Below are 20,087 nucleotides of genomic sequence, written 5' to 3'. Positions count from 1 at the left end.
CCTTCTAGAGAACGGCTTCGGGGGCCTCGGCCTCCGGGTCCGCGGGCCTGGCCACGTACCGCAGTACGCCCCACATGCTCTCGGGGCGCGCCTCGTGCGGGGCCGGTTCGCGGCAGGCCTCCAGTTCGCTCAGCAGGCCCGGCCCGTCGGTGCCGGAGCCGATCAGGACCAGCTGCGTCAGGCGTGCCTCGCCCCGCCCCCAGGGCTGCGGGGCGAAGCGGAGGAAGCGGCCGACCGCGTGGACCTCGTACCGCTCCTGGTGCCCGGGCACGCCGAAGTAGACGAAGCCCTTGATCCGGTAGAGCCCGGCGGGGCGGCGGTCGAGGAAGTCGATGAACCGGCGCGGTGACAGAGCCTGCTCGGAGACGAACTCGACGCTTTCGTACGCCGCGTGCGCGTGGCCGCTGTGGCCCTGACCGACTTCGTGGCCGACTTCGTGGTCGTCACCGTGGTCCTCGGCTTCCGCGAGCAGGTCCTCGAAGGAGAGCTGCCCGCGGGTCTCGGTCCAGGGCCGCCGGTCGAAGAGCAGTTCCGGGTCGATCCGCCCGTGGTCGGCGCCCACGACCGGAATGCCGGGGGCGCAGAGCGCGGCGAGCTCCTTCTCGATCCGGGCCCGCTCGGCGGCGTCCACCCGGTCGGTCTTGTTGAGCACGACCAGGTCCGCGACGGCGAGGTGGCGGTCGGTCTCCGGGTGCCGGGTCCGGGTCGCGTCGAACTCCGCCGCGTCCACGACCTCGACCATGCCTCCGTAGCGGACGCCCGGATTCTCGTTGGCCACGAGCATCCGGACCATCTCCTGGGGCTCGGCCAGCCCGCTCGCCTCGATGACGATCACGTCGATGCGGTGGACGGGCGCGGCGAGCTTCTCCAGGTACGCGTCGAGCTCGCTGCCGTCGACGGCGCAGCACAGGCAGCCGCCGCCGAGGGAGACCATCGAGTCGCCGAGCTGGCCGGCCACCGACATGGCGTCGACCTCGATCGAACCGAAGTCGTTGACGACGACTCCGATCCGGGTGCCCCCGCGGTGGGCGAGGAGGTGGTTGAGGACGGTGGTCTTGCCGGATCCGAGGAATCCGGCGAGGACGACGACGGGGATGGGCTGCCTGCTGTTCACCCGGCCGATCGTAGCCAGACTCCGTCAGCCGAGCGGCGGCACCGGCTGCGGCGCGGGCGGTCCGGCGTACCGGGCTGCCGGGCGGATGATCTTCGAGTCGGCGGCCTGTTCCAGGATGTTGGCACTCCAGCCGACCACTCGGGCCGCGCAGAAGGTCGGGGTGAACATCTCGCGCGGGAGCCCGCACAGTTCCATGACCACGCCCGCGTAGAACTCCACGTTGGTGTGCAGTTCGCGGCCCGGCTTGAGCTCGGCGAGAATCTCCTCGACCTGCCGCTCGACCTCGACGGCGAGGTCCACGAGAGGGCCGCCGAACCCGCGGGCGATGTCGCGCAGCATGCGCGAGCGGGGATCCTCGGTGCGGTAGACGGGGTGGCCGAAGCCCATGATCCGGTCACCCGCCAGGACCCGCTCGCGGATCCACGGTCCGATCCGGTCCGCCGTGCCGATGGCGTCGAGGGTGTCCAGGGCCCGGCTCGGGGCGCCGCCGTGCAGCGGGCCGGAGAGCGCGCCGATCGCCCCGGTCAGGCAGGCCGCGACGTCCGCGCCCGTGGAGGCGATGACGCGGGCGGTGAAGGTCGAGGCGTTGAAGCCGTGGTCGATGGTGGAGATCAGATACCGCTCGACCGCGCGGGCCTTGACCGGGTCGGGCTCCTGCCCGGTCAGCATGTAGAGGTAGTTGGCGGCGTACGGAAGGTCATCGCGCGGCTCGACGGGCTCCAGGCCCTGGCCCAGCCTGTGCAGCGCGGTGAGCAGGGTCGGTACGGCGGCGCAGGCGGCCAGCGCGTCGGCGGCCCGGCGGACGGGGTCGAGGTCGTAGACCGGGCGGAATCCCGCGGAGGCGCCGAGCAGCGAGAGCGCGGTGCGCAGTCCGGCGAGGGGTCCGGAGAGCGCGGTGGCCCGGGCGAGGGCGGGCAGGGCGTCCCTCACCTCGTCGGGGAGCCGGCGCAGCGGCGCGGTCTCGGCGGCGAAGGCGGCGCGCTCGGCGGTGTCCACGGGCAGGGCGCCGCGGAACATCAGGTGCCACACGTCCTCGAAGCTTCGGCTCCCGGCGAGCTCGACGGCCGAGTACTGGCGGTAGTGGTAGAAGCCCTCGCGTCCCCGGACGTCACCGAGCTCGGTCTCGGTGACCACGACTCCCGCGAGACCGCGGGGTGCTTCGACGGTGGTGTCGGTGGTGTTCATGCATCGACCATCGATGATTGATGGAATCATTGTCAATATTGATTGAATCAACATATGTAGGGTGGCGTGCATGAACGAAGAGCGACGGCTCACCACCCGGCAAGCCGCCGAGCTGCTCGGGGTGAAGCCCGCGACCGTGTACGCCTACGTCAGCCGGGGCCAGCTCACGAGCCGACGGGACCCGGTCGGGCGCGGCAGCAGCTTCGACGCGCGCGAGGTGGAGGAGCTGGCCCGGCGCAGTCGGCGGGAGGCGGCGGCCCCGGCCGGGGAGCTCGCCGTACGGACGGCCCTCACGCTGATCGAGCCGGACCGCTACTACTTCCGGGGCGTGGACGCCGTGGAACTGGCCTCGCGGTACGCCTTCGAAGAGGTCGCGGAGTGGCTCTGGACCGGAACGCTCCCGCGCGGGGCCCGGTTCACCGCTCCCCCGGAGCCGCTCGCCGCGGCGCGGCGGGCGGTGGCCGCCCTGCCGGCACACAGCGGTCCCGTGGACCGGCTGCGGGTGGCGGTCGCCGCCGCCGCGGTGGCCGATCCCCTGCGCTTCGACCTTTCGGAGGAAGCCGTACTCGGCTCCGCGCGCTGCCTCATCCCCACGCTGGTCGGCGCCCTGCCCGTGGTCGGGCCCGCCCCGTGGGCCGGCGACGGCCGGACGGCCCGGCAACTGTGGGCGCGGCTGACCGAGCGGGAGCCGGACCCGGACGCACTGGCCGTCCTGGACCTGGCGCTGGGGCTCCTCGCCGACCATGATCTGGCCGCCTCCACGCTGGCGGTACGGGTGGCCGCGTCGGCGCGGGCCCATCCGTACGCGGCGGTATCGGCCGGACTCGGCGCGCTGGAGGGACCGCTGCACGGCGCGGCCGGGCGGCTGGCGCACCGGATGCTGGTGGAGGTCCTGGAGCGGGGCGGAGCCGCCCCGGTGGTGGCGGAGTACCTGCGGGCGGGGCGCCGGGTGCCGGGGCTCGGCCACCGGCTGTACCGGGGCGAGGACCCCCGCGCGGCGGCGCTGTTCGGGCGGCTGGAAGGCCTGGCGCATGCGGGCCCCGCACTGGCCGCGGCGCGCGAGGTGTCCGCGGTGATGGCGCGGCAGGGCGGGCTGCACGCCAACGTGGACCTCGCGCTGGCGGTGCTGACGGTGTCGTGCGGGATGGAGGCGGAGGCCGGCGAAACGGTCTTCGCGGTGGCGCGCACGGCGGGCTGGATCGCGCACGCGCTGGAGGAGTACCAGGAGCGGCCCCTGCGGATGCGGCCGAGCGGCGAATACCAGGGGCCGCGCCCGCCGCAGCCGATGCCGTGACGGGCCGGCCCGGATCCACCGGGGGCATGGCGCAGCGAGTGCCCTGACCGCACGTCCATGCCACTGTCACTCACTTACGCAAGCCGACACAAATAACGCAAGCGTTTCGCGTGCACGATACAGATTCCGCTTTTGCCGGAGCCGACTTACCGTTGCTGCTCATGCGGTTCCTCCTCATGAGCGCTCGGCGCCTCGGGCTGCCCAGACGGGCCGTCTCGCAGATCCTGCTGACCCAGCTGGCCATCGCAGGCGGGGTCGTCACGCTGGCCACCGGGCTGTTCCTGGCTCCGCTGAGCGCGCAGCTCGACGACCAGGCCATGCGGCGCGCCCTGGCCATCGCGCAGAGCGCCGCGGCCGACCCCTCGCTGGCCGCAGACCTCCTGGATTCCCGCGCTTCCGCCGACAGCCCCGTACAGTCCTCGGCCGAGCGGATCCGCCGGGCCACGGGCGCCGAGTACGTGGTCGTCATCGATCTGAACGGCATCCGGCGGTCGCATCCCAGCCCCGGACGGATCGGGCTGCCCGTCTCCACCGACCCCAGCGACGCCCTGGCCGGCCGCGAGGTCATGGAGATCGACGAGGGCACCCTGGGCCGCTCGGCCCGCGGCAAGGTCCCGCTCCTGGCCGCCGACGGCGAGATCGTCGGCGCGGTATCGGTCGGCATCGCCTACGACAGTGTCCGCGACCGGCTGCTCGGCGCCATCCCGGGCCTGCTCGCCTACGCGGGCGGTGCGCTGGCCGCGGGCGCCCTCGCCGCCTACCTGCTGTCCCGCAGGATCCATCGGCAGACCCGCGACCTGGCCTTCTCCGACATCGCCGGGCTGCTCGCCGAACGCGAGGCGATGCTGCACTCCATCCGCGAAGGCGTGATCGCTCTCGACCGGGAGGGCCGGGTCCGGCTCGTCAACGACGAGGCCCACCGGCTGCTCGGCCTCACGGCGGACTGTGCCGGCTCCCTCGCCGGACGCCCGCTGGACGACGTACTCGGCGCCGGGCGCACCGCCGACGTCCTGTCGGGCCGCGTCACCGGCCGGGACCTGGTCACCGTCCAGGGCCCGCGGGTCCTGGTCGCGAACCGGATGCCCACCGAGGACGGCGGCGCCGTCGCCACCCTGCGCGACCGCACCGAACTGGAGCACCTGGGACGCGAGCTCGACTCCACCCGGGGCCTGATCGACGCCCTTCGCGCCCAGGACCACGAACACGCCAACCGCCTCCACACCCTCCTCGGCCTGCTGGAGCTGGGCCTGCACGAGGAGGCGGTGGAGTTCGTGACCGAGGTCGTCGGGGTGCACCGCACCACCGCCGAACAGGTCACCGAGAAGGTCCACGACCCGCTGCTGGCGGCCCTCCTCGTAGGCAAGGCGACGGTGGCCGCGGAGCGAGGCGTCCCCCTGCGGCTGGCCTCGGCCACGCTCCTGCCCGACCGGGTCGTGGACCCGGGCGGCCTCGTCACGATCCTCGGCAACCTGGTGGACAACGCCCTGGACGCCGCGGCCGGTTCGACGGCGCCCCTGGTCGAGGTGGAGCTGCGCGCCGAAGGACGCACGGCCGTGCTCCTCGTACGCGACAGCGGCCCCGGGGTCCCTGCCGCGCGCCGCGAGGAGATCTTCACGGAAGGCTGGTCGACCAAGCAGCCCAAGGCCCACCGCGAGCGCGGGCTGGGCCTCGCCCTCGTACGCCGCCTCGCGGAGCGGCAGGGCGGCAGCGCCCGGGCCGGCGAGACAGCGGACGGAGGGGCGGAGTTCTCCGTCGTACTCCCGGAGGCCCTGCGATGAACGAGACCCCGATCCACGTATTGGTCGTCGACGACGACATGCGTGTTGCCCGGATCAACGCGGAGTACGTGGCGAAGGTTCCCGGATTCCAGGTGACGGCGCAGGCCCATTCGGCGGCCGAGGCCCTCGACTTCCTCACCTCCCGCCCGGTGGACCTGATCCTCCTCGACCACTACCTCCCGGACGAGAACGGCCTCGATCTGGTGCGCCGCCTGCGCCAGCTCGGCCACCGCACCGACGTGATCATGGTCACGGCCGCGCGCGACCTGGCCACCGTCCAGGCCGCCATGCGCCTCGGCGCCCTCCAGTACCTGGTCAAGCCCTTCACCTTCGCCGGCCTGCGCACGAAGCTGGAGGCGTACGGAACGCTGCGCCGCACCCTGGAGACGGGCGGCGAGGCCGAACAGGCCGAGGTGGACCGGATCTTCGGCGCCCTCGCCGCCGCCGGATCCCCGAACGACCTGCCCAAAGGCCACTCGCCCACCACCGCGGAACTGGTCCGCCAGGTCCTGCGCTCCGCCGACGGCCCGCTGTCCACCCAGCAGATCGCCGACCGCGCGGGCATCAGCCGCCAGACCGCCCAGCGCTACCTCAAGCTCCTCGAACGCTCCGGCCGCGTCAGCCTGGCCCTGCGCTACGGCGAGACCGGCCGCCCCGAGCACCGCTACACCTGGCTCCCGTCGGACGGGTCCTGAACGGGCTCACACCGCTCCGGCGCCGGTCAGCGAGCGCACCTCGGTCTCCGCGTGCTTGCGCTCGTCGGCCTCCTCGACGGAGGTGACGGTGCCCAGCCAGCCCGCCAGGAAGCCCACCGGAATGGAGACGATGCCCGGGTTCTGCAGCGGGAAGTACTGGAAGTCCACGCCCGGGAAGAGCGATTCGGGGCTCCCCGACACCACCGGCGAGAGGACGACCAGCAGCACCGCCGGGATCAGGCCGCCGTACACCGACCAGACGGCTCCCCGCGTGGTGAAGCCGCGCCAGAAGAGCGAGTACAGCAGCACCGGCAGGTTGGCCGAGGCGGCCACCGCGAAGGCCAGGCCCACCAGGAACGCCACATTGAGGTCCTGGGCGAGCAGCCCCAGGGCGATCGCCACCGCCCCGATGCCGACGGCCGCGGCCCGGGCCACGGAGACCTCGCTGCGCTGCCTGGCGTGGCGCCTCTTGAGGGAGGCGTAGAGGTCGTGGGCGACGGAGGCCGACGAGGCCAGGGTGATCCCGGCGACGACCGCGAGGATCGTGGCGAAGGCGATGGCGGCCACGAACGCGAACAGCACCGCGCCCCCCGCCGAGTCGGCGCCGCCGCCGAGGAAGGCGGCGAGCAGCGGAACGGCCGTGTTCCCGGAGGCGTTGGAAGCCCGCACCTCGTCGGGGCCCAGGAGCGCCGCCGCCCCGAAGCCGAGCACGATGGTCATCAGGTAGAAGCCGCCGATCAGCGCGATCGCCCACACCACCGAGCGGCGCGCCGCCCGCGCGGTGGGCACGGTGTAGAAGCGCGACAGGATGTGCGGCAGTCCGGCGGTGCCCAGGACCAGTGCGAGACCGAGGCTCATGAAGTCCACGCGGGCGGTCCAGCCCCCGCCGTACTTGAGGCCGGGACTCAGGAACCGCAGGCCGTGCCCGCTCCGGCCGGCGGCGGTCGTGAGCAGCTGGTCGAAGTTCCCGTGGAAGCGCAGGAGGACGAGCACGGTCAGCGTGATCGCCCCGCCCATCAGCAGCACGGCCTTCACGATCTGGATCCAGGTCGTGGCCCGCATCCCCCCGAAGGACACGTAGACCACCATCAGGGCGCCGACGCCGACCACGGTGAGCGTCCGGGCCGCGGCGCTCGAATTGCCGAGGAGCAGGGCGACCAGACTGCCCGCGCCGACCATCTGCGCGACGAGGTAGAGCACGGAGACGACCACCGACGAGGTGCCCGCCGCGATGCGCACCGGCCGCTCGCTCATCCGGGCGGCGACCACGTCGGCGAGGGTGAAGCGCCCGCAGTTGCGGACCAGTTCGGCGACCAGGAACAGCACCACCAGCCAGGCGACGAGGAACCCCACCGAGTACAGCAGGCCGTCGTAGCCGAAGAGGGCGATCAACCCCGAAATGCCGAGGAAGGAGGCGGCGGACATGTAGTCGCCCGCGATAGCGAAACCGTTCTCCAGGGGGGAGAACAGCCGCCCGCCCGCGTAGAACTCCTCGGCCGACCCGTGCCGGTTCCGGCTGACCCAGGTGGTGATGCCCAGGGTCACCGCGATGAAGACACTGAACAGGACCAGCGCGAGGGCCTGGTGTTCCGTGGTCACCGGCCGGCCTCCCTCGCCCGGTTCCGCACCTGGTCGCGCTCCTGCTCGAAGACGGTCCAGCGCAGGTCCAGCGCGGCCCGGTCCCGGCGCAGCCGCGCGTGGCGGGCGTAGGCCCAGGTCAACAGGAAGGTGCTGAGGAACTGGGCGAGCCCCGCCAGCATGGCCACGTTGACCGCGCCCGCCACGGGCCGGGCCATGAGGCCGGGCGCCGCGGTGGCGGCGACCACGTAGGCGACGTACCAGAGGAAGAAGCCGGCGGTCGCGGGGACGACGAACCTGCGGTAGCGGCTGCGGACCTCCTGGAATGCTGCGCTGCGCTGCACTTCGAGGTAGATGTCGGATGCGCCTGGCGCGGGGCGGTCGCCGAAGGCCGGGCGCGGCGGGGCCGTTTCCTCACCCTCGCCCCAGCCGACGGCCAGCGCGTCGTACCAGGGGTCGTCCAACCGGATCGTTCCGGTATCACGACCATCGTGCTTGTCCACCGAACTCTCCTTGTCCGCTGCCGCATTGGCCGCGCGCCCCCAAGGATGGGCTCAATGGTCGCTTTCCGGACTGATGTCCCGGTGCTCTTCACTCCTTCAGGTGATGGAACGAAGAGCACCGGTATGCCGTGGAACCGGACGGGCCTCCTGCCCGCTCAGGCGTCGATGCGCGAGCGGTCCAGGGTGGCCGCGGAGCTCGTGATGAACTCCTTGCGCGGGGCCACCTCATTGCCCATGAGCAGGTCGAAGACCGTCTCGGCCGAGTCCAGGTCGCCGATGTTGATCCTGCGCAGGGTGCGGAAGCGGGGGTCCATGGTGGTCTCCGCCAGCTGGTCCGCGTCCATCTCGCCGAGGCCCTTGTACCGCTGGATCGAGTCCTTGTACCGGATGTTCTTGCGCTGGTACTCCAGCAGGGTCTGGCGCAGTTCGTTGTCCGAGTACGTGTAGACGTACTTGTCCTGGCCCTTCTTCGGCTGGACCAGCTCGATCCGGTGCAGCGGCGGCACCGCCGCGAAGACCCGGCCCGCCTCGACCATCGGGCGCATGTACCGCTGGAACAGGGTCAGCAGCAGGCAGCGGATGTGCGCGCCGTCCACATCGGCGTCGACGAGCAGGACGATCTTTCCGTACCGGGCCGCGTCGATGTCGAAGGTCCGGCCCGAGCCGGCTCCTATGACCTGGATGATCGCCCCGCACTCGGCGTTCTTGAGCATGTCCGAGACCGACGACTTCTGGACATTGAGGATCTTGCCGCGGATCGGCAGGAGCGCCTGGAATTCCGAATTCCGGGCGAGCTTGGCGGTGCCGAGGGCGGAGTCGCCCTCGACGATGAAGAGCTCGCTGCGCTCCACGTCGTCGCTACGGCAGTCGGCCAGCTTGGCGGGGAGCGAGGAAGACTCCAGCGCGGTCTTGCGGCGCTGCGCCTCCTTGTGCTGGCGGGCCGCGATCCGGGTCCGGGCGGCCGCGACGATCTTCTCCATCACGGAGCGGGCCTGCTGCTTGTCGTCCCGCTTGGTGGAGGTCAGGAAGGCCTTGAGCTCCTTGGCGACCACGGCGGCGACGATCCTGGTGGCCGCCGAGGTGCCGAGCACCTCCTTGGTCTGGCCCTCGAACTGCGGCTCGGCGAGGCGGACGGTGACGACGGCCGTCATGCCCTCCATCGCGTCGTCCTTGACCACGTCGTCCTCGGCGACTCGCAGCAGCTTGGCCGAGCGCAGCACCTCGTTGACGGTCTTGGCGACCGAGCGCTCGAAGCCGGAGACGTGGGTGCCGCCCTTGGGGGTGGCGATGATGTTCACGAAGGACTTGACGTTGGTCTCGTACCCCGTACCCCAGCGCAGGGCGATGTCCACGCCGAGCTCACGGGTGACCTCGGTGGGGGTCATGTGGCCGCGGTCGTCGAGGACCGGGACGGTCTCCTTGAAGGTGCCCGTGCCGGTCAGGCGCAGCACGTCGCAGACGGCCTTGTCCTGGGCGAGGTACTCGCAGAACTCGCTGATGCCGCCGTCGAAACGGAAGGTCTCCTCGGTCTTGCCGGCGCCGTCGATGCCCCGCTCGTCGCGGACGACCAGGGTCAGGCCGGGGACGAGGAAGGCGGTCTGGCGGGCGCGCTGGTAGAGCGTCTCCAGGCCGAGCCGGGCGTCCTTGAGGAAGATCTGGCGGTCGGCCCAGTAGCGGACGCGGGTGCCGGTCTTCCCCTTGGCGATGCGCTTGACCTTGCGCAGGCCGTTGGCGGGGTCGAAGGGGCTGTCGGGGCCCTGCTCGGTGAACATCCCGGGGACGCCGCGGCGGAAGCTGATGGCGTGGGTGGAGCTGCCCCGGTCGACCTCGACGTCCAGGCGGGCGGAGAGGGCGTTGACCACGGAGGCGCCCACGCCGTGCAGGCCGCCTGAGGCCGCGTACGAGCCGCCGCCGAACTTTCCGCCGGCGTGCAGCTTGGTCATGACGACCTCGACGCCGGACAGGCCGGTCTTGGGCTCGACGTCCACGGGGATGCCGCGGCCGTTATCGCGGACCTCCACGGAGGAGTCCTCGTGGAGGATCACCTCGATGTGGTCGCAGTAGCCGCCCAGGGCCTCGTCGACGGAATTGTCGATGATCTCCCAGAGGCAGTGCATGAGGCCCCGGCTGTCGGTCGAGCCGATATACATGCCGGGGCGCTTGCGGACGGCCTCCAGCCCTTCGAGGACGAGCAGGTGCCGCGCGGTGTAGTTGGAACCGTCCCGGTCTGCTCCGGACAGCAGCGCGCTGGAAGGCACGGACGTGTCGGCGGTCACGCAGTTCGCTCCTCGCTGAATTTCTTTTCTGGCCCGGTCGGGCGCAGGGGTGGCTCGGTTGCCGGTCGAAGGGTACCGAGGCCAGGTAGAGCCGATGCAACGCCACCCTCGCGCGTTCCTCAGCCTAGTCCAGATCCGCACGGATGTTCGATCCCCCCGGGGGGTGAAGCAAACATCACGTTCCCTTCCAGGCATGAACCATTTAGGGTTCGGGCACGTCCTCATGAACAACCTGGCACTCACGCCGGGGAGGATGGAACTGCAACAAGCGAACGACTGACAACGCGAAACCGTAAAGCAACGCAATACGGCTCCTTCGCCGCCAACCGGCAGCAGCCGGCCAGCTTCGGAAGGAAGTTTCGAGGAAAAGCCGCGAGCGGGAACGTTTTCGGCCTGGTTGGATGTTGACCCTGGTACGACAGCTCGTCGAGCTAGAGAAGAGGCGACGTGACTACTGTTCTGACACCCGCGACCCCGCTGACGGCCGCTGACCGATGCGACCGTTGCGGCGCCCAGGCATATCTGCGCGTCGTCCTGCTGAGCGGCGGTGAACTGCTCTTCTGCGCCCACCACGGTCGCAAGTTCGAGCCGGAACTCAAGAAGATCGCCGCAGAAATACAGGATGAAACCGAGCGGCTCACGTCCGCTCCGGCTGCCAATGCCGCCGAACCCGAGGACCGCTGACACAAGGCCTGCACCTCGCATCCGACGAGCCAGGACCGGCCAGGCCGGTCGACGGGCGGCACCCCTGCGACCCAGGGATGCCGCCCGTCCTCATGTCCACACCCGGAGCCGGTACGGGGGCTACTGCGTGCGAGGCCCCTGCACGGGCCCTGCACCCGCCTCGTACGCCCTCCGGGTGCCGACCGCGACATCCTGGGCCTTCGCGGGCTGCGCGGCCCTCTGCGGGCCTGTCACGAAGTCGGCGAACGGCGCAATCCGCGTGTACACCCCCGGGCTGTCGGCGCGCCCGCAGCCGCGTCCCCACGACACCAGGCCGATGAGCCGCCCCTGCGCCACCAGCGGTCCCCCGCTGTCGCCCTGGCAGGCGTCCTTGCCGCCCCCGTCGTCGCCCGCGCACACCATGGAATCCGCGCGGTACTGCCCGTCGGCGTCCCCGGGGTAGGCCCGCCCGCAGACCTCGTCCGACAGAACGGTCACCGGAGCGGCGCGCAGCGCGTACGCGTAGTCACCGAATCCGCTGGTGTCGCCCCAGCCGTACACGGCCGCCTCGGTCCCCGCCTCGTAGGCGGGGTGCCCCGCTCCCGCCATGGGGAGTACGTAGTGCGCCGGCACGGCTTCGGCGAGTTCCAGTACGGCTAGGTCCCCGGCGTTGCTGCGCGGGTCGTAGTCCGGGTTCACCCGGGCCGAGCGCACCGCGATCTCCTGGCCGTCGGTCGCCCGCAGCTCCGTACGCCCGGCGATCACCCGGAAGTCCTCGACCGACTCGACGGGGCCGCCCAGCACCTCGTGCCCCAGGCAGTGGGCGGCGGTCAGCACCTTCGCCGGTGCCACGATGACGCCCCCGCAGAACTGCCCGCCCCGCGTACCCCCGAACCGGTCACGGCTGGCGAGGGCCACGACCCAGGGACTGTCGGCCACCTTCACCGGCTTCCCGCCGATCACCACGCTGTCCGCGGCCGCCTGCGGCACCTGGGCCAGCGGGGCCGCGGCCGCTCCCGCCGCCAGGGTCAGCGCTCCCGCCAGAGCACGGGCAAAGGGACGACGCATGAGGCCTCCTGACTCCGAGTGTGCATGACTCCACCCAGAGTGGGATGCCTGGTGGCCGTGCGCACCCGCGCGGCCACCGCCGTCGGCATCGCCGCCGGACCCTCTGCCGGTCAGTCGAGGTAGTCGCGCAGCACCTGGGAGCGGGACGGGTGGCGCAGCTTCGACATCGTCTTCGACTCGATCTGGCGGATCCGCTCACGGGTGACCCCGTAGACCTTGCCGATCTCGTCGAGGGTCTTGGGCTGGCCGTCCGTGAGGCCGAAGCGCATCGACACCACGCCGGCCTCGCGCTCGCTCAGGGTGTCTAGCACCGAGTGCAGCTGCTCCTGCAGGAGCGTGAAGCTCACGGCGTCGGCCGGGACGACGGCCTCGGAGTCCTCGATCAGGTCGCCGAACTCGCTGTCGCCGTCCTCGCCGAGCGGGGTGTGCAGGGAGATCGGCTCGCGGCCGTACTTCTGGACCTCGATGACCTTCTCGGGGGTCATGTCGAGTTCCTTGGCCAGCTCCTCCGGGGTGGGCTCGCGGCCCAGGTCCTGGAGCATCTGGCGCTGGACGCGGGCGAGCTTGTTGATGACCTCGACCATGTGCACCGGGATGCGGATGGTGCGGGCCTGGTCGGCCATGGCGCGGGTGATCGCCTGCCGGATCCACCACGTCGCGTAGGTGGAGAACTTGTAGCCCTTGGTGTAGTCGAACTTCTCGACGGCGCGGATCAGGCCCAGGTTGCCCTCCTGGATCAGGTCCAGGAAGAGCATGCCGCGGCCGGTGTAGCGCTTGGCGAGGGAGACCACGAGGCGGAGGTTGGCCTCCAGCAGGTGGTTCTTCGCGCGGCGGCCGTCCTCGGCGATGATCTCCAGCTCGCGCTTGAGCTTGGGCGCCAGCTTGTCGGAGTTCGCCAGCTTGTCCTCGGCGAACAGACCCGCCTCGATGCGCTTGGCGAGCTCGACCTCCTGCTCGGCGTTGAGGAGGGGGACCTTGCCGATCTGCTTGAGGTAGTCCTTGACCGGGTCGGCGGTGGCGCCGGCGACGACCACCTGCTGAGCGGGGGCGTCGTCCTCGTCGTCGGAGATGACGAAGCCCTTGTTCTCGCCGCCCTCCTCCTCTTCGTCGGCCTCGGCCTTGACGGCGTCGGGACCCTCGTCCGGGGTCTCCTCGTCACCGGCCGCGTCGGCGTCCTTCTTGGAGGCGGTCTTCTTCGCCGCCGTCTTCTTGGCGGCGGCCTTCTTGGCGGGCGCGGCCTTCTTGGCCGCCGTCTTCTTCGCCGCCGTCTTCTTCGCGGCGGGCTCCGTTCCGGGCTCCTGCGCGAGGGCGTCCGCGATCTCCGGGTCCGCCGTCCCGGCCGCCGGGGCCGCGGCGTCCGCGGTGGCCACGGGCTGCGCTGCCGTCGTCTTCGCCGCCGTCTTCTTGGCCACCGGCTCGGTGGCGGTCCGCTTGGCCGGGCTCTTCGCTGCGACGCTCTTGCGGGTGGTGCGCTTGGGCGACTCCGCGGCACTGACCATCAGCGTCACACCCTCTTCCTCGAGGATCTGGTTGAGGCTGCGCAGAACATTCTTCCACTGGGTCGCAGGAATCTGGTCAGCCTCGAAGGCCCGACGCACGTCATCGCCGGCGATCTGCCCCTCGGCCTTGCCCCGCTCGATGAGCGCCATCACAGACTCGGAATCGGCGATCTCCGGCGGGAGCGTACGGGATGTGCTGGCCGACACGAACAACCTCTCGGAACGATGGGAACGGCTTCCGACCCCGGCCTGGTGCTGGACCGGAGCCGACGACCACCGACTGGGGATGGGCCGGGGGCGCGGGCAGGGGCCGGGGAGCTGCACAGCACCCGCAAGGGCTGCTGTCTTCCCTCCGTCGGCCATCACCTCTTAGGTCATCGCGTGACGTCGCGGAGCGTTACGCCCAATCTTCGTGGCCCGAGTCACACCCCGTATGAGCCAATGCCGGTCATAGGGTCATACGCATGGTTCCGGCGGGGCCGGAACGGGGCGCCGCATCCCCGTGTCGCCGGACCCGACGGGGTCCGGCGACACGTCGTGCACCCCCGCGCCCCCGCGCGTCCGCCCGTCAGTGCTCGCGCGGGGCGGGGACCACGCGCTCGACCTCCGGATGCACCGTCAAGAGCTGACGCATGGCGTTCTCGGCGCCCGTCGCGTCACCCGCGGCGAGGGCCTCGACCATCCGCGCGTGGTGCGCGACGCAGGCCTCACTCGGGCGGTCGCAGGCGGTGACCGGGCTGCCGGAGACCTGGAGCGCGGCGGAGACGATGCCGGAGAGGTGCTCCAGCATCCGGTTGCCGGCGACCTGGATGAGGAGTGCGTGGAACTCGTTGTCGGCGCGGGCGAAGGTGATCGAGTCCCCCTGGCCGAGGGCGTGGCCCATGATCTCGACCATGTCGGCGAGGCGCTGCTGGATGTCCGGGCGGCCGTGACCGGCGGCGAGGCGGGCGGCGAGCGGCTCGATGGTCAACCGGAGCTCCCCGAGCTCGCGGCGCTGGTCGTCGCGCTGGGGGCCGAAGGCGCGCCATTCGATGATGTCGGGGTCGAGGAGGTTCCAGTCGGCGACCGGACGGACCCGCGTGCCGACGTTCGGGCGGGCGCTGACGAGACCCTTGGCCTCCAGGACCCGCAGCGATTCGCGGACGACGGTGCGGGAGACCTCGAAGCGCTGGCCGATCTCCTCGGGGACCAGCGGGCGGTCCGCTCCGAGATCGCCGGAGACGATCATCTGGCCGAGCTGCTGGACGAGTTGGCCGTGCAGTCCGCGGCCGCGGCTGCCTGCCGCGCGGCGGCCGACCCGGCTCAACTCGACGTCGGCGCCGTCCCAGCGGGGCGCTCCGACGCGGTCGGGCCCGGGGGCCTCCGCGTAGGGGTAGCGGTCGAGTTCGCCCGGGCCGGCGAGGCCGGAGTCGGCATGGCGGGCGGCGGTCATCATGGTGTGCGCAAGGGTACTCACGAATCCTTTGTCGGCCGCGCCTCGATCGCCCTTGAGGTCTTTGGTGAAAAGCACACGAAAGGGTGATCGGTGCCACCTACTCAATTGACGACTTATCGTAAAGAACCGGGCCTTTTGCGGGGAGTTGCGGTCCGCGTCACGCGACGCGGACTTCAACGGTCCCGTCCGGGCCCGGTACGCACCGAAACGATCACCAACGGACCCTGCTGCGCAGTCCGGTGAACCCATAGGCGCACAACAGGACCATCAGCGACAACACCAGGGCGGTGCCGACGGGTTGGGCCATCACCCGCAAGGCCCCCAGGATCAGGCGGTCCGCCTCGGGCGGCCACTGCACCCGGGTGAGAGCCCGCAGCCGGGGCCCGAGTCCGGTGACCGGGTACGCGGAGGGGCCTTCCAGTACCTTGCGCACCAGCGGCACCACCATCACCGGTACGGCGAGCACCGCGGCCAGGCCTGCGGTGGCGGACCGGAAGACACCGGAGGCAAGTACGCCGGCCCAGGCGCAGCCGATGAGCAGCCCGGCCCAGCTCACGGCCGGGGAGAGCCATCGCGCCGGGGTGCGCAGCGGGCCGCTGTCGAAGACGAGCGCCAGGGCGCCGGCGTCGGCCACCACCACGAGGGCGCCCAGCAGCAGCGCGAGCAGGGCGCAGACGCCGAGCTTGGCCGCGAGGAGTCCCATCCGGCGGGGCACGGTGCCCCGATCGGCGGCGAGCGCGGGGTAGCGGTACTCCTCGCCGAAGGCCAGGGCGCCGAGCAGGCCGGCGCCGAGGGCCGCGGGCGGTAGCGGCAGCTGCTCGGGCCATGCGGCGAGCAGCCGGTTCTGCGGGGTATGCCCGGCCCGGGCCAGCACCAGGGTGGTCAGGACGGAGACGGCGACGACGAGCGCGGTGGTGAGGGCGGGGGTGGCGGTCCCGAAGACCCGGAGCAGCTCGTAGCGCAGCGGCCGCAGTGGTCCGCCGACGCGGCGCACCGCGGATGCGGGCCGCCCGGACCGGGCGCGCGGCGGCCGTCCGCCGGGGGGCTCGTCAGACACCTCGCCCGGGGCTTCGCCGGAGGCGGGGGCGGGCTGGGCTCCGGCGGCCTCGGCGCGGGCGCGCGGGACGGGCGGCGTGGGAGCGCCTGCGTCTCCGGTCTCGTCGGCGAGCTGGTGGACGAGCACCCCGTGCCGGAACGCCGCCTCGCCGACCTCGGCACAGTTGCTGCCGTACACCGACAGGCGGCTGCCGCTCTCCGCCACGATCTCCATGGCACGCTGAGCCGCCCGGGCCTCCCGGCCCAGCACGTCGGCCAGCCGGGCAGCGTGCGGGGTGCGCACGGTGACGCGCGGCCGCAGCCGGGTCCGGGCGAACTCCGCGGCGTCCTGGTCGGCGACGAGGCGGCCCGCCTCGATGCTGACGACCCGGTCGGCGCTGCGGGCCGCCTCTTTGGCGTCGTCGGTGGTGAAGAGCACCGCTCCGCCGAGCGAGGCGTGGCCGCGCAGCAGCCCGTGCAACCAGCCGCGTTCACGTGGGGACAGACCGGCCGTAGGCTCGTCCAGGAGCAGGGTGCAGGGGTCGGCGAGCAGCGCCGCGGCCAGCGCGACCCGTCGCTCCATGCCCAGAGAGAGCGAGCCGAGCCGCTGGTCCCGCAGGCCCGCGATACCGACGACGTCCAGCATGGTGTCGGCCCGGGAGGCCGGCACACCTGCGGCGGCGCAGAGCATCCGCAGCTGGTTTCGCACGGTGCGCGCGGGGTTGCCGGGGACGTCGCCGAGCAGCACGCCGACCTCACGGCTCGGATGCGGGATCCGGTGCAGCGGACGGCCGCGGAAGTAGGTGACGCCGCGGCCCGGTTCGAGTTCGAGCATGAGCCGCAGCGCGGTGGTCTTGCCCGATCCCGGCTCGCCGAGCAGGGCGGTCACGCTCCCCGGGCGGGCCTCGAACGAGAGGTCGTCCACGAGGGGCCGGTTGTCGGGGCGGGATGTGCTGGTGAGTCCGATTGCCTGGAGCATCGCTTCTCTCGCGGGGGGGTGAGACCGCTCTGCGGCAGGGTGAGTACCGCAAGCAAGATAGCGCGATATGTCCGATTTACGGCGCAACCGGTCCGATGGAATGCCGATATTGCCTTCGGAACGGAAGCCGGGACCGTCGGCTCGGCGTCAGACTTCCGGACGCAGCATCGGCGGGTTGAGCAGGGTGGCCCCGCCCGCGCGGAACAGCTGGGCGGGGCGCCCACCCTGACGGGTCGTCGTCCCTCCGGCCGGCACCAGGAACCCGGGGGTCCCGGTGACCTTGCGGTGGAAGTTCCGTGGATCGAGGGCCACGCCCCAGACGGCCTCGTAGACCCGGCGCAGCTCGCCGACGGTGAACTCGGGCGGGCAGAAGGCGGTGGCGAGCGAGGAGTACTCGATCTTCGAACGGGCCCGCTCCACACCGTCGTCGAGGATCCGGGCGTGGTCGAAGGCGAGCCCCGCGAACGCCTGGTCCTCGGATTCCAGCAGCTCGTCGACGGGGGCCCAGCGGGCGCTGTTGGCATCTCCGCCGGCCCGGGGCGCAGGCAGGTCGGGAGCGAGCACCAAATGCGCCACGCTGACGACACGCATCCGCGGATCCCGCTTCGGATCACCGTAAGTGGCCAGCTGTTCGAGATGGGCCCCGTTGCCCACGCCCGGCACGGCGGGGTCGTGCGCGCACAGCCCGGTCTCCTCGGAGAGTTCCCTGGCGGCGGCCGCCGCCAGGTCCTCGTCTCCGCGCACGAATCCGCCGGGCAGCGCCCAGCGCCCCTGGAACGGCTGCTCACCCCGCCGGACGACCAGCGCGCAGAGCGCGTGGCGCCGTACGGTGAGCACGACCAGGTCGACGGTGACGGCGAAGGGCGGAAAGGCCGACGGGTCGTAGGGCGACATGCCGCGATCATAGTCGTCTGCCTGACGATAAACAGCGCTTTGGTGACCTTGAAGACGCTGGAGTGGAGGCTAGCCCCCCAGTACGAGCGCATCGGCCGCCTCCTCCACCATGCCGAGGCCCAGCCGGCTGATCCGGACCGCGAAGGGCTCCCCCGACACACGCAGGCCGGAGAGGCGCAGCGCACCGAGCGGTGCGCCGGGGAGGGGGGCGAGGGCGACCGTCCCCGCAGGGGCGTCGGGGCGGATCCCGGCGAGGGCTGTCAGGACGTGGATCCCGGCCGCGGCGGCCACCGCGGCCGGGCGACAGGCCGCCGGGTGCGGAATCGGAGCGCTGCCGGAGGTGCGCTGCTCGGCCGCGAACATCTCCGGCAGCCGGTACCCGAAGCTCTCCGCCGCGTCCAGCAGGCCCCGGAGCAGGCCGGTGGCCTCCTTCTCGAAGCCCGCCTGGGCCAGTCCGGCCACCGCCACGGCGCTCTCGTACGCGCGCACCGCGCCGGATCGGTGGCCGAACGGGTTGTGACCCGGTTCCCTGGCCGCCATGCTCCGCAGCCCCCACCCGGAGTCCATGGCGGGCGCGCCGAGCAGTCGGGCCAGCTGCTCGGTGCGGACCCGGTCCAGAAGCCCCGGGGCGAGCCGGCCGCCGCTGAGGAGGCCGGTGTCGAGCAGGTGGGCGGCGGCCCCCGTCAGCCGGGGCAGCGGCCGGCCGTCGGGATGCAGGGCCGCCGCGGGCCGCCCCCCGTCCGGGCCGTCGATCCAGAACTCGGCCCGGAACCGCTCCCGCAGCGCGGCCGCCCACTGCCGCCACTCCTCGGCGCCGGGCCGACCGCGTGCGGCGAGGAGGTCCGCGCCGAGCAGCGCGGCCCGGTGGGCGTGGGCCTGGGTCTCGCAGCGCCGCGGCCCCGGGTCTGGATCGGCCAGGAAGCCGTCCTCGCCCAGGGCGCCCCGCAGCCAGTCGAGGCACCGCTCGGCGGCGGGGAGCAGCCGGTCCACCTCCTCCTCCGGCATCCCCCAGAGCCGGGCCTCGGCGAGCACCGCCGGGAAGGCCAGGGTCGCCTCCGTGCCCGTGCACCCCGGGGGGAGCTGCGGGCCCGCCCCCCGCAGAGGTCCCGGGATCTTCCCCGCGTCGGGCCCGCGCCTGTCGCTCTGGTTGCGGGCCAGGATCCGCAGGGTGGCCGCGGCCAGTCCGGTCCCGAGCGGCAGTGCCATCCGGGCGGCCCACAGGGACTCCGCCGGGGCCAGCCCCAGGCGCCATGGCACCCCCGCTGCCGCGAAGGAGTCGCCCGGCTCGGCGGGATCCCTCAGGAGCAGCGCCCCGAGGTCCTCGACGCCGGTCCGGAACCACGCCTCGGCTCTCGGGTCGTCCCCTTCGGCCCGGGCGGCGGCGAGCGGATTGGCCACCTGGCCCGCCGGAGCCCGGACGACGCGGTCCTGGGTGGTCCGCAGCTCGATGGTGCGGGACTCACCGGGACCGAGTTCGAGCTGCCAGCGCAGCAGCCCGGAGGAGGCCAGCGCGTCGTCCGGAGACGGATCGGCGGCGGTGACCGCCTCGGCGTCGCCGGTGCTCCAGCGCAGCCCGGCGGCATGCACCGCGGCGGGCAGCTCCGGCCCGGCCCGGCCGGCGGCCACGGCGGCCAGTTCGGCCAGGTCCGTGCCGAGCAGGACCTCCACGGACAGGCGCAGCGGCCGGGCCGTGAAGCTGCGCAGCGTGATCCGCTCGGTGCCGTCCGCGTGCCGGACCCGTTCCACGCCGACGTCCGGATCGGGGCCGGGCTCGGCACCGGTGCGCACCGTGGCGGTGAAGGCGGCACGGTCCGCGCCGAGGCTGCGCCCCTGGACGGCCACCGGTTCCCGCCCGCCGACGCGCAGCACGCACCGGGAGAGCAGCCGCCGCCCGGAACGGTAGATGCCGTCGATCCCCCGCCCCGTCAGCTGGCCGTGCTCCGGCGAGATGACCAGGCAGGGCGCCGCGACGCAGATGACGGCGCCGTGCACCGGCGGTGGCTCGGACCTGCGGGCGGCAGGCACGCCGGGTGGTCGGGAGGGTGCGGGGTGAGACATGCGTCGCCTTGTCTGCGCTCCGGTCGGTTCGGC

General features: G+C 72.5%; 15 protein-coding genes. 4 read left to right on the top strand and 11 right to left on the bottom strand.

The features are described from left to right. Positions 1–4: 4 nt before the first annotated feature. The gene (locus tag OG429_RS28210) at positions 5–1,114 is read right to left on the bottom strand and encodes a CobW family GTP-binding protein (protein WP_328928042.1); all 1,110 of its coding nucleotides are present in this window, start codon (positions 1,112–1,114) and stop codon (positions 5–7) included. A gap of 24 nt (positions 1,115–1,138) precedes the next feature. Further along, positions 1,139–2,299: a citrate synthase/methylcitrate synthase gene (locus OG429_RS28205; RefSeq protein WP_328928041.1), complete on the bottom strand. Its 1,161-nt coding sequence runs from the start codon at positions 2,297–2,299 to the stop codon at positions 1,139–1,141. A 70-nt stretch (positions 2,300–2,369) separates the two neighbouring features. Between OG429_RS28205 and OG429_RS28200 the strand changes: the two genes are divergently transcribed. From OG429_RS28200 to OG429_RS28190, 3 genes are all read left to right on the top strand, one after another. After that, complete coding sequence (locus OG429_RS28200) at positions 2,370–3,593, top strand: citrate synthase (RefSeq protein ID WP_328928040.1); 1,224 nt, start codon at positions 2,370–2,372, stop codon at positions 3,591–3,593. Positions 3,594–3,754: 161 nt separating this feature from the next. Further along, positions 3,755–5,371 carry a sensor histidine kinase gene (locus OG429_RS28195; RefSeq protein ID WP_328928039.1) on the top strand — a complete coding sequence of 539 codons (1,617 nt, stop codon included), beginning with the start codon at positions 3,755–3,757 and terminating at the stop codon, positions 5,369–5,371. After that, positions 5,368–6,066: a DUF7342 family protein gene (locus OG429_RS28190; protein WP_328928038.1), complete on the top strand. Its 699-nt coding sequence runs from the start codon at positions 5,368–5,370 to the stop codon at positions 6,064–6,066. Before OG429_RS28195 ends, OG429_RS28190 begins: the two co-directional genes overlap by 4 nt. 6 nt (positions 6,067–6,072) lie before the next feature. Here the strand turns inward: OG429_RS28190 and OG429_RS28185 are convergent, their stop codons facing one another. The 3 genes from OG429_RS28185 to OG429_RS28175 form a co-directional block, all read right to left on the bottom strand. Continuing rightward, positions 6,073–7,665: a solute symporter family protein gene (locus tag OG429_RS28185; protein ID WP_328928037.1), complete on the bottom strand. Its 1,593-nt coding sequence runs from the start codon at positions 7,663–7,665 to the stop codon at positions 6,073–6,075. Then, on the bottom strand, positions 7,662–8,147 hold the full coding sequence (locus tag OG429_RS28180) for a DUF485 domain-containing protein (RefSeq protein ID WP_328928036.1): 486 nt from the start codon (positions 8,145–8,147) through the stop codon (positions 7,662–7,664). Before OG429_RS28180 ends, OG429_RS28185 begins: the two co-directional genes overlap by 4 nt. A 155-nt stretch (positions 8,148–8,302) precedes the next feature. Then, on the bottom strand, positions 8,303–10,423 hold the full coding sequence (locus OG429_RS28175; protein WP_328928035.1) for a DNA gyrase/topoisomerase IV subunit B: 2,121 nt from the start codon (positions 10,421–10,423) through the stop codon (positions 8,303–8,305). 447 nt (positions 10,424–10,870) lie between these two features. On the opposite strand from OG429_RS28175, the gene OG429_RS28170 reads away from it, so the two are divergent. Further along, positions 10,871–11,107 carry a DUF7455 domain-containing protein gene (locus tag OG429_RS28170; RefSeq protein WP_215019552.1) on the top strand — a complete coding sequence of 79 codons (237 nt, stop codon included), beginning with the start codon at positions 10,871–10,873 and terminating at the stop codon, positions 11,105–11,107. A 120-nt stretch (positions 11,108–11,227) separates the two neighbouring features. Here the strand turns inward: OG429_RS28170 and OG429_RS28165 are convergent, their stop codons facing one another. The 6 genes from OG429_RS28165 to OG429_RS28140 all read right to left on the bottom strand — a co-directional run bounded on the left by OG429_RS28165 (position 11,228) and on the right by OG429_RS28140 (position 20,054). Beyond that, positions 11,228–12,154, bottom strand: a complete 927-nt coding sequence (locus tag OG429_RS28165; RefSeq protein ID WP_328928034.1) for a serine protease — start codon at positions 12,152–12,154, stop codon at positions 11,228–11,230. Positions 12,155–12,264: 110 nt separating this feature from the next. Continuing rightward, the gene (locus OG429_RS28160) at positions 12,265–13,866 is read right to left on the bottom strand and encodes an RNA polymerase sigma factor (protein ID WP_328928033.1); all 1,602 of its coding nucleotides are present in this window, start codon (positions 13,864–13,866) and stop codon (positions 12,265–12,267) included. 355 nt (positions 13,867–14,221) lie between these two features. Next, positions 14,222–15,163: a FadR/GntR family transcriptional regulator gene (locus OG429_RS28155; RefSeq protein ID WP_328928032.1), complete on the bottom strand. Its 942-nt coding sequence runs from the start codon at positions 15,161–15,163 to the stop codon at positions 14,222–14,224. Positions 15,164–15,299: 136 nt separating this feature from the next. Beyond that, complete coding sequence (locus OG429_RS28150) at positions 15,300–17,102, bottom strand: ATP-binding cassette domain-containing protein (protein WP_328928031.1); 1,803 nt, start codon at positions 17,100–17,102, stop codon at positions 15,300–15,302. A gap of 147 nt (positions 17,103–17,249) precedes the next feature. Beyond that, positions 17,250–17,996: an NUDIX hydrolase gene (locus tag OG429_RS28145; RefSeq protein WP_328928030.1), complete on the bottom strand. Its 747-nt coding sequence runs from the start codon at positions 17,994–17,996 to the stop codon at positions 17,250–17,252. 69 nt (positions 17,997–18,065) lie between these two features. Next, positions 18,066–20,054, bottom strand: a complete 1,989-nt coding sequence (locus OG429_RS28140; RefSeq protein WP_328928029.1) for a glycogen debranching N-terminal domain-containing protein — start codon at positions 20,052–20,054, stop codon at positions 18,066–18,068. Between the last annotated feature and the right edge of the window lie 33 nt (positions 20,055–20,087).

This window comes from Streptomyces sp. NBC_00190, from assembly GCF_036203305.1.
Classification (GTDB): Bacteria; Actinomycetota; Actinomycetes; order Streptomycetales; family Streptomycetaceae; genus Streptomyces.
Note: the sequence above shows the minus strand (reverse complement) of the source record. Positions and strands in the feature narration are given on the sequence as shown.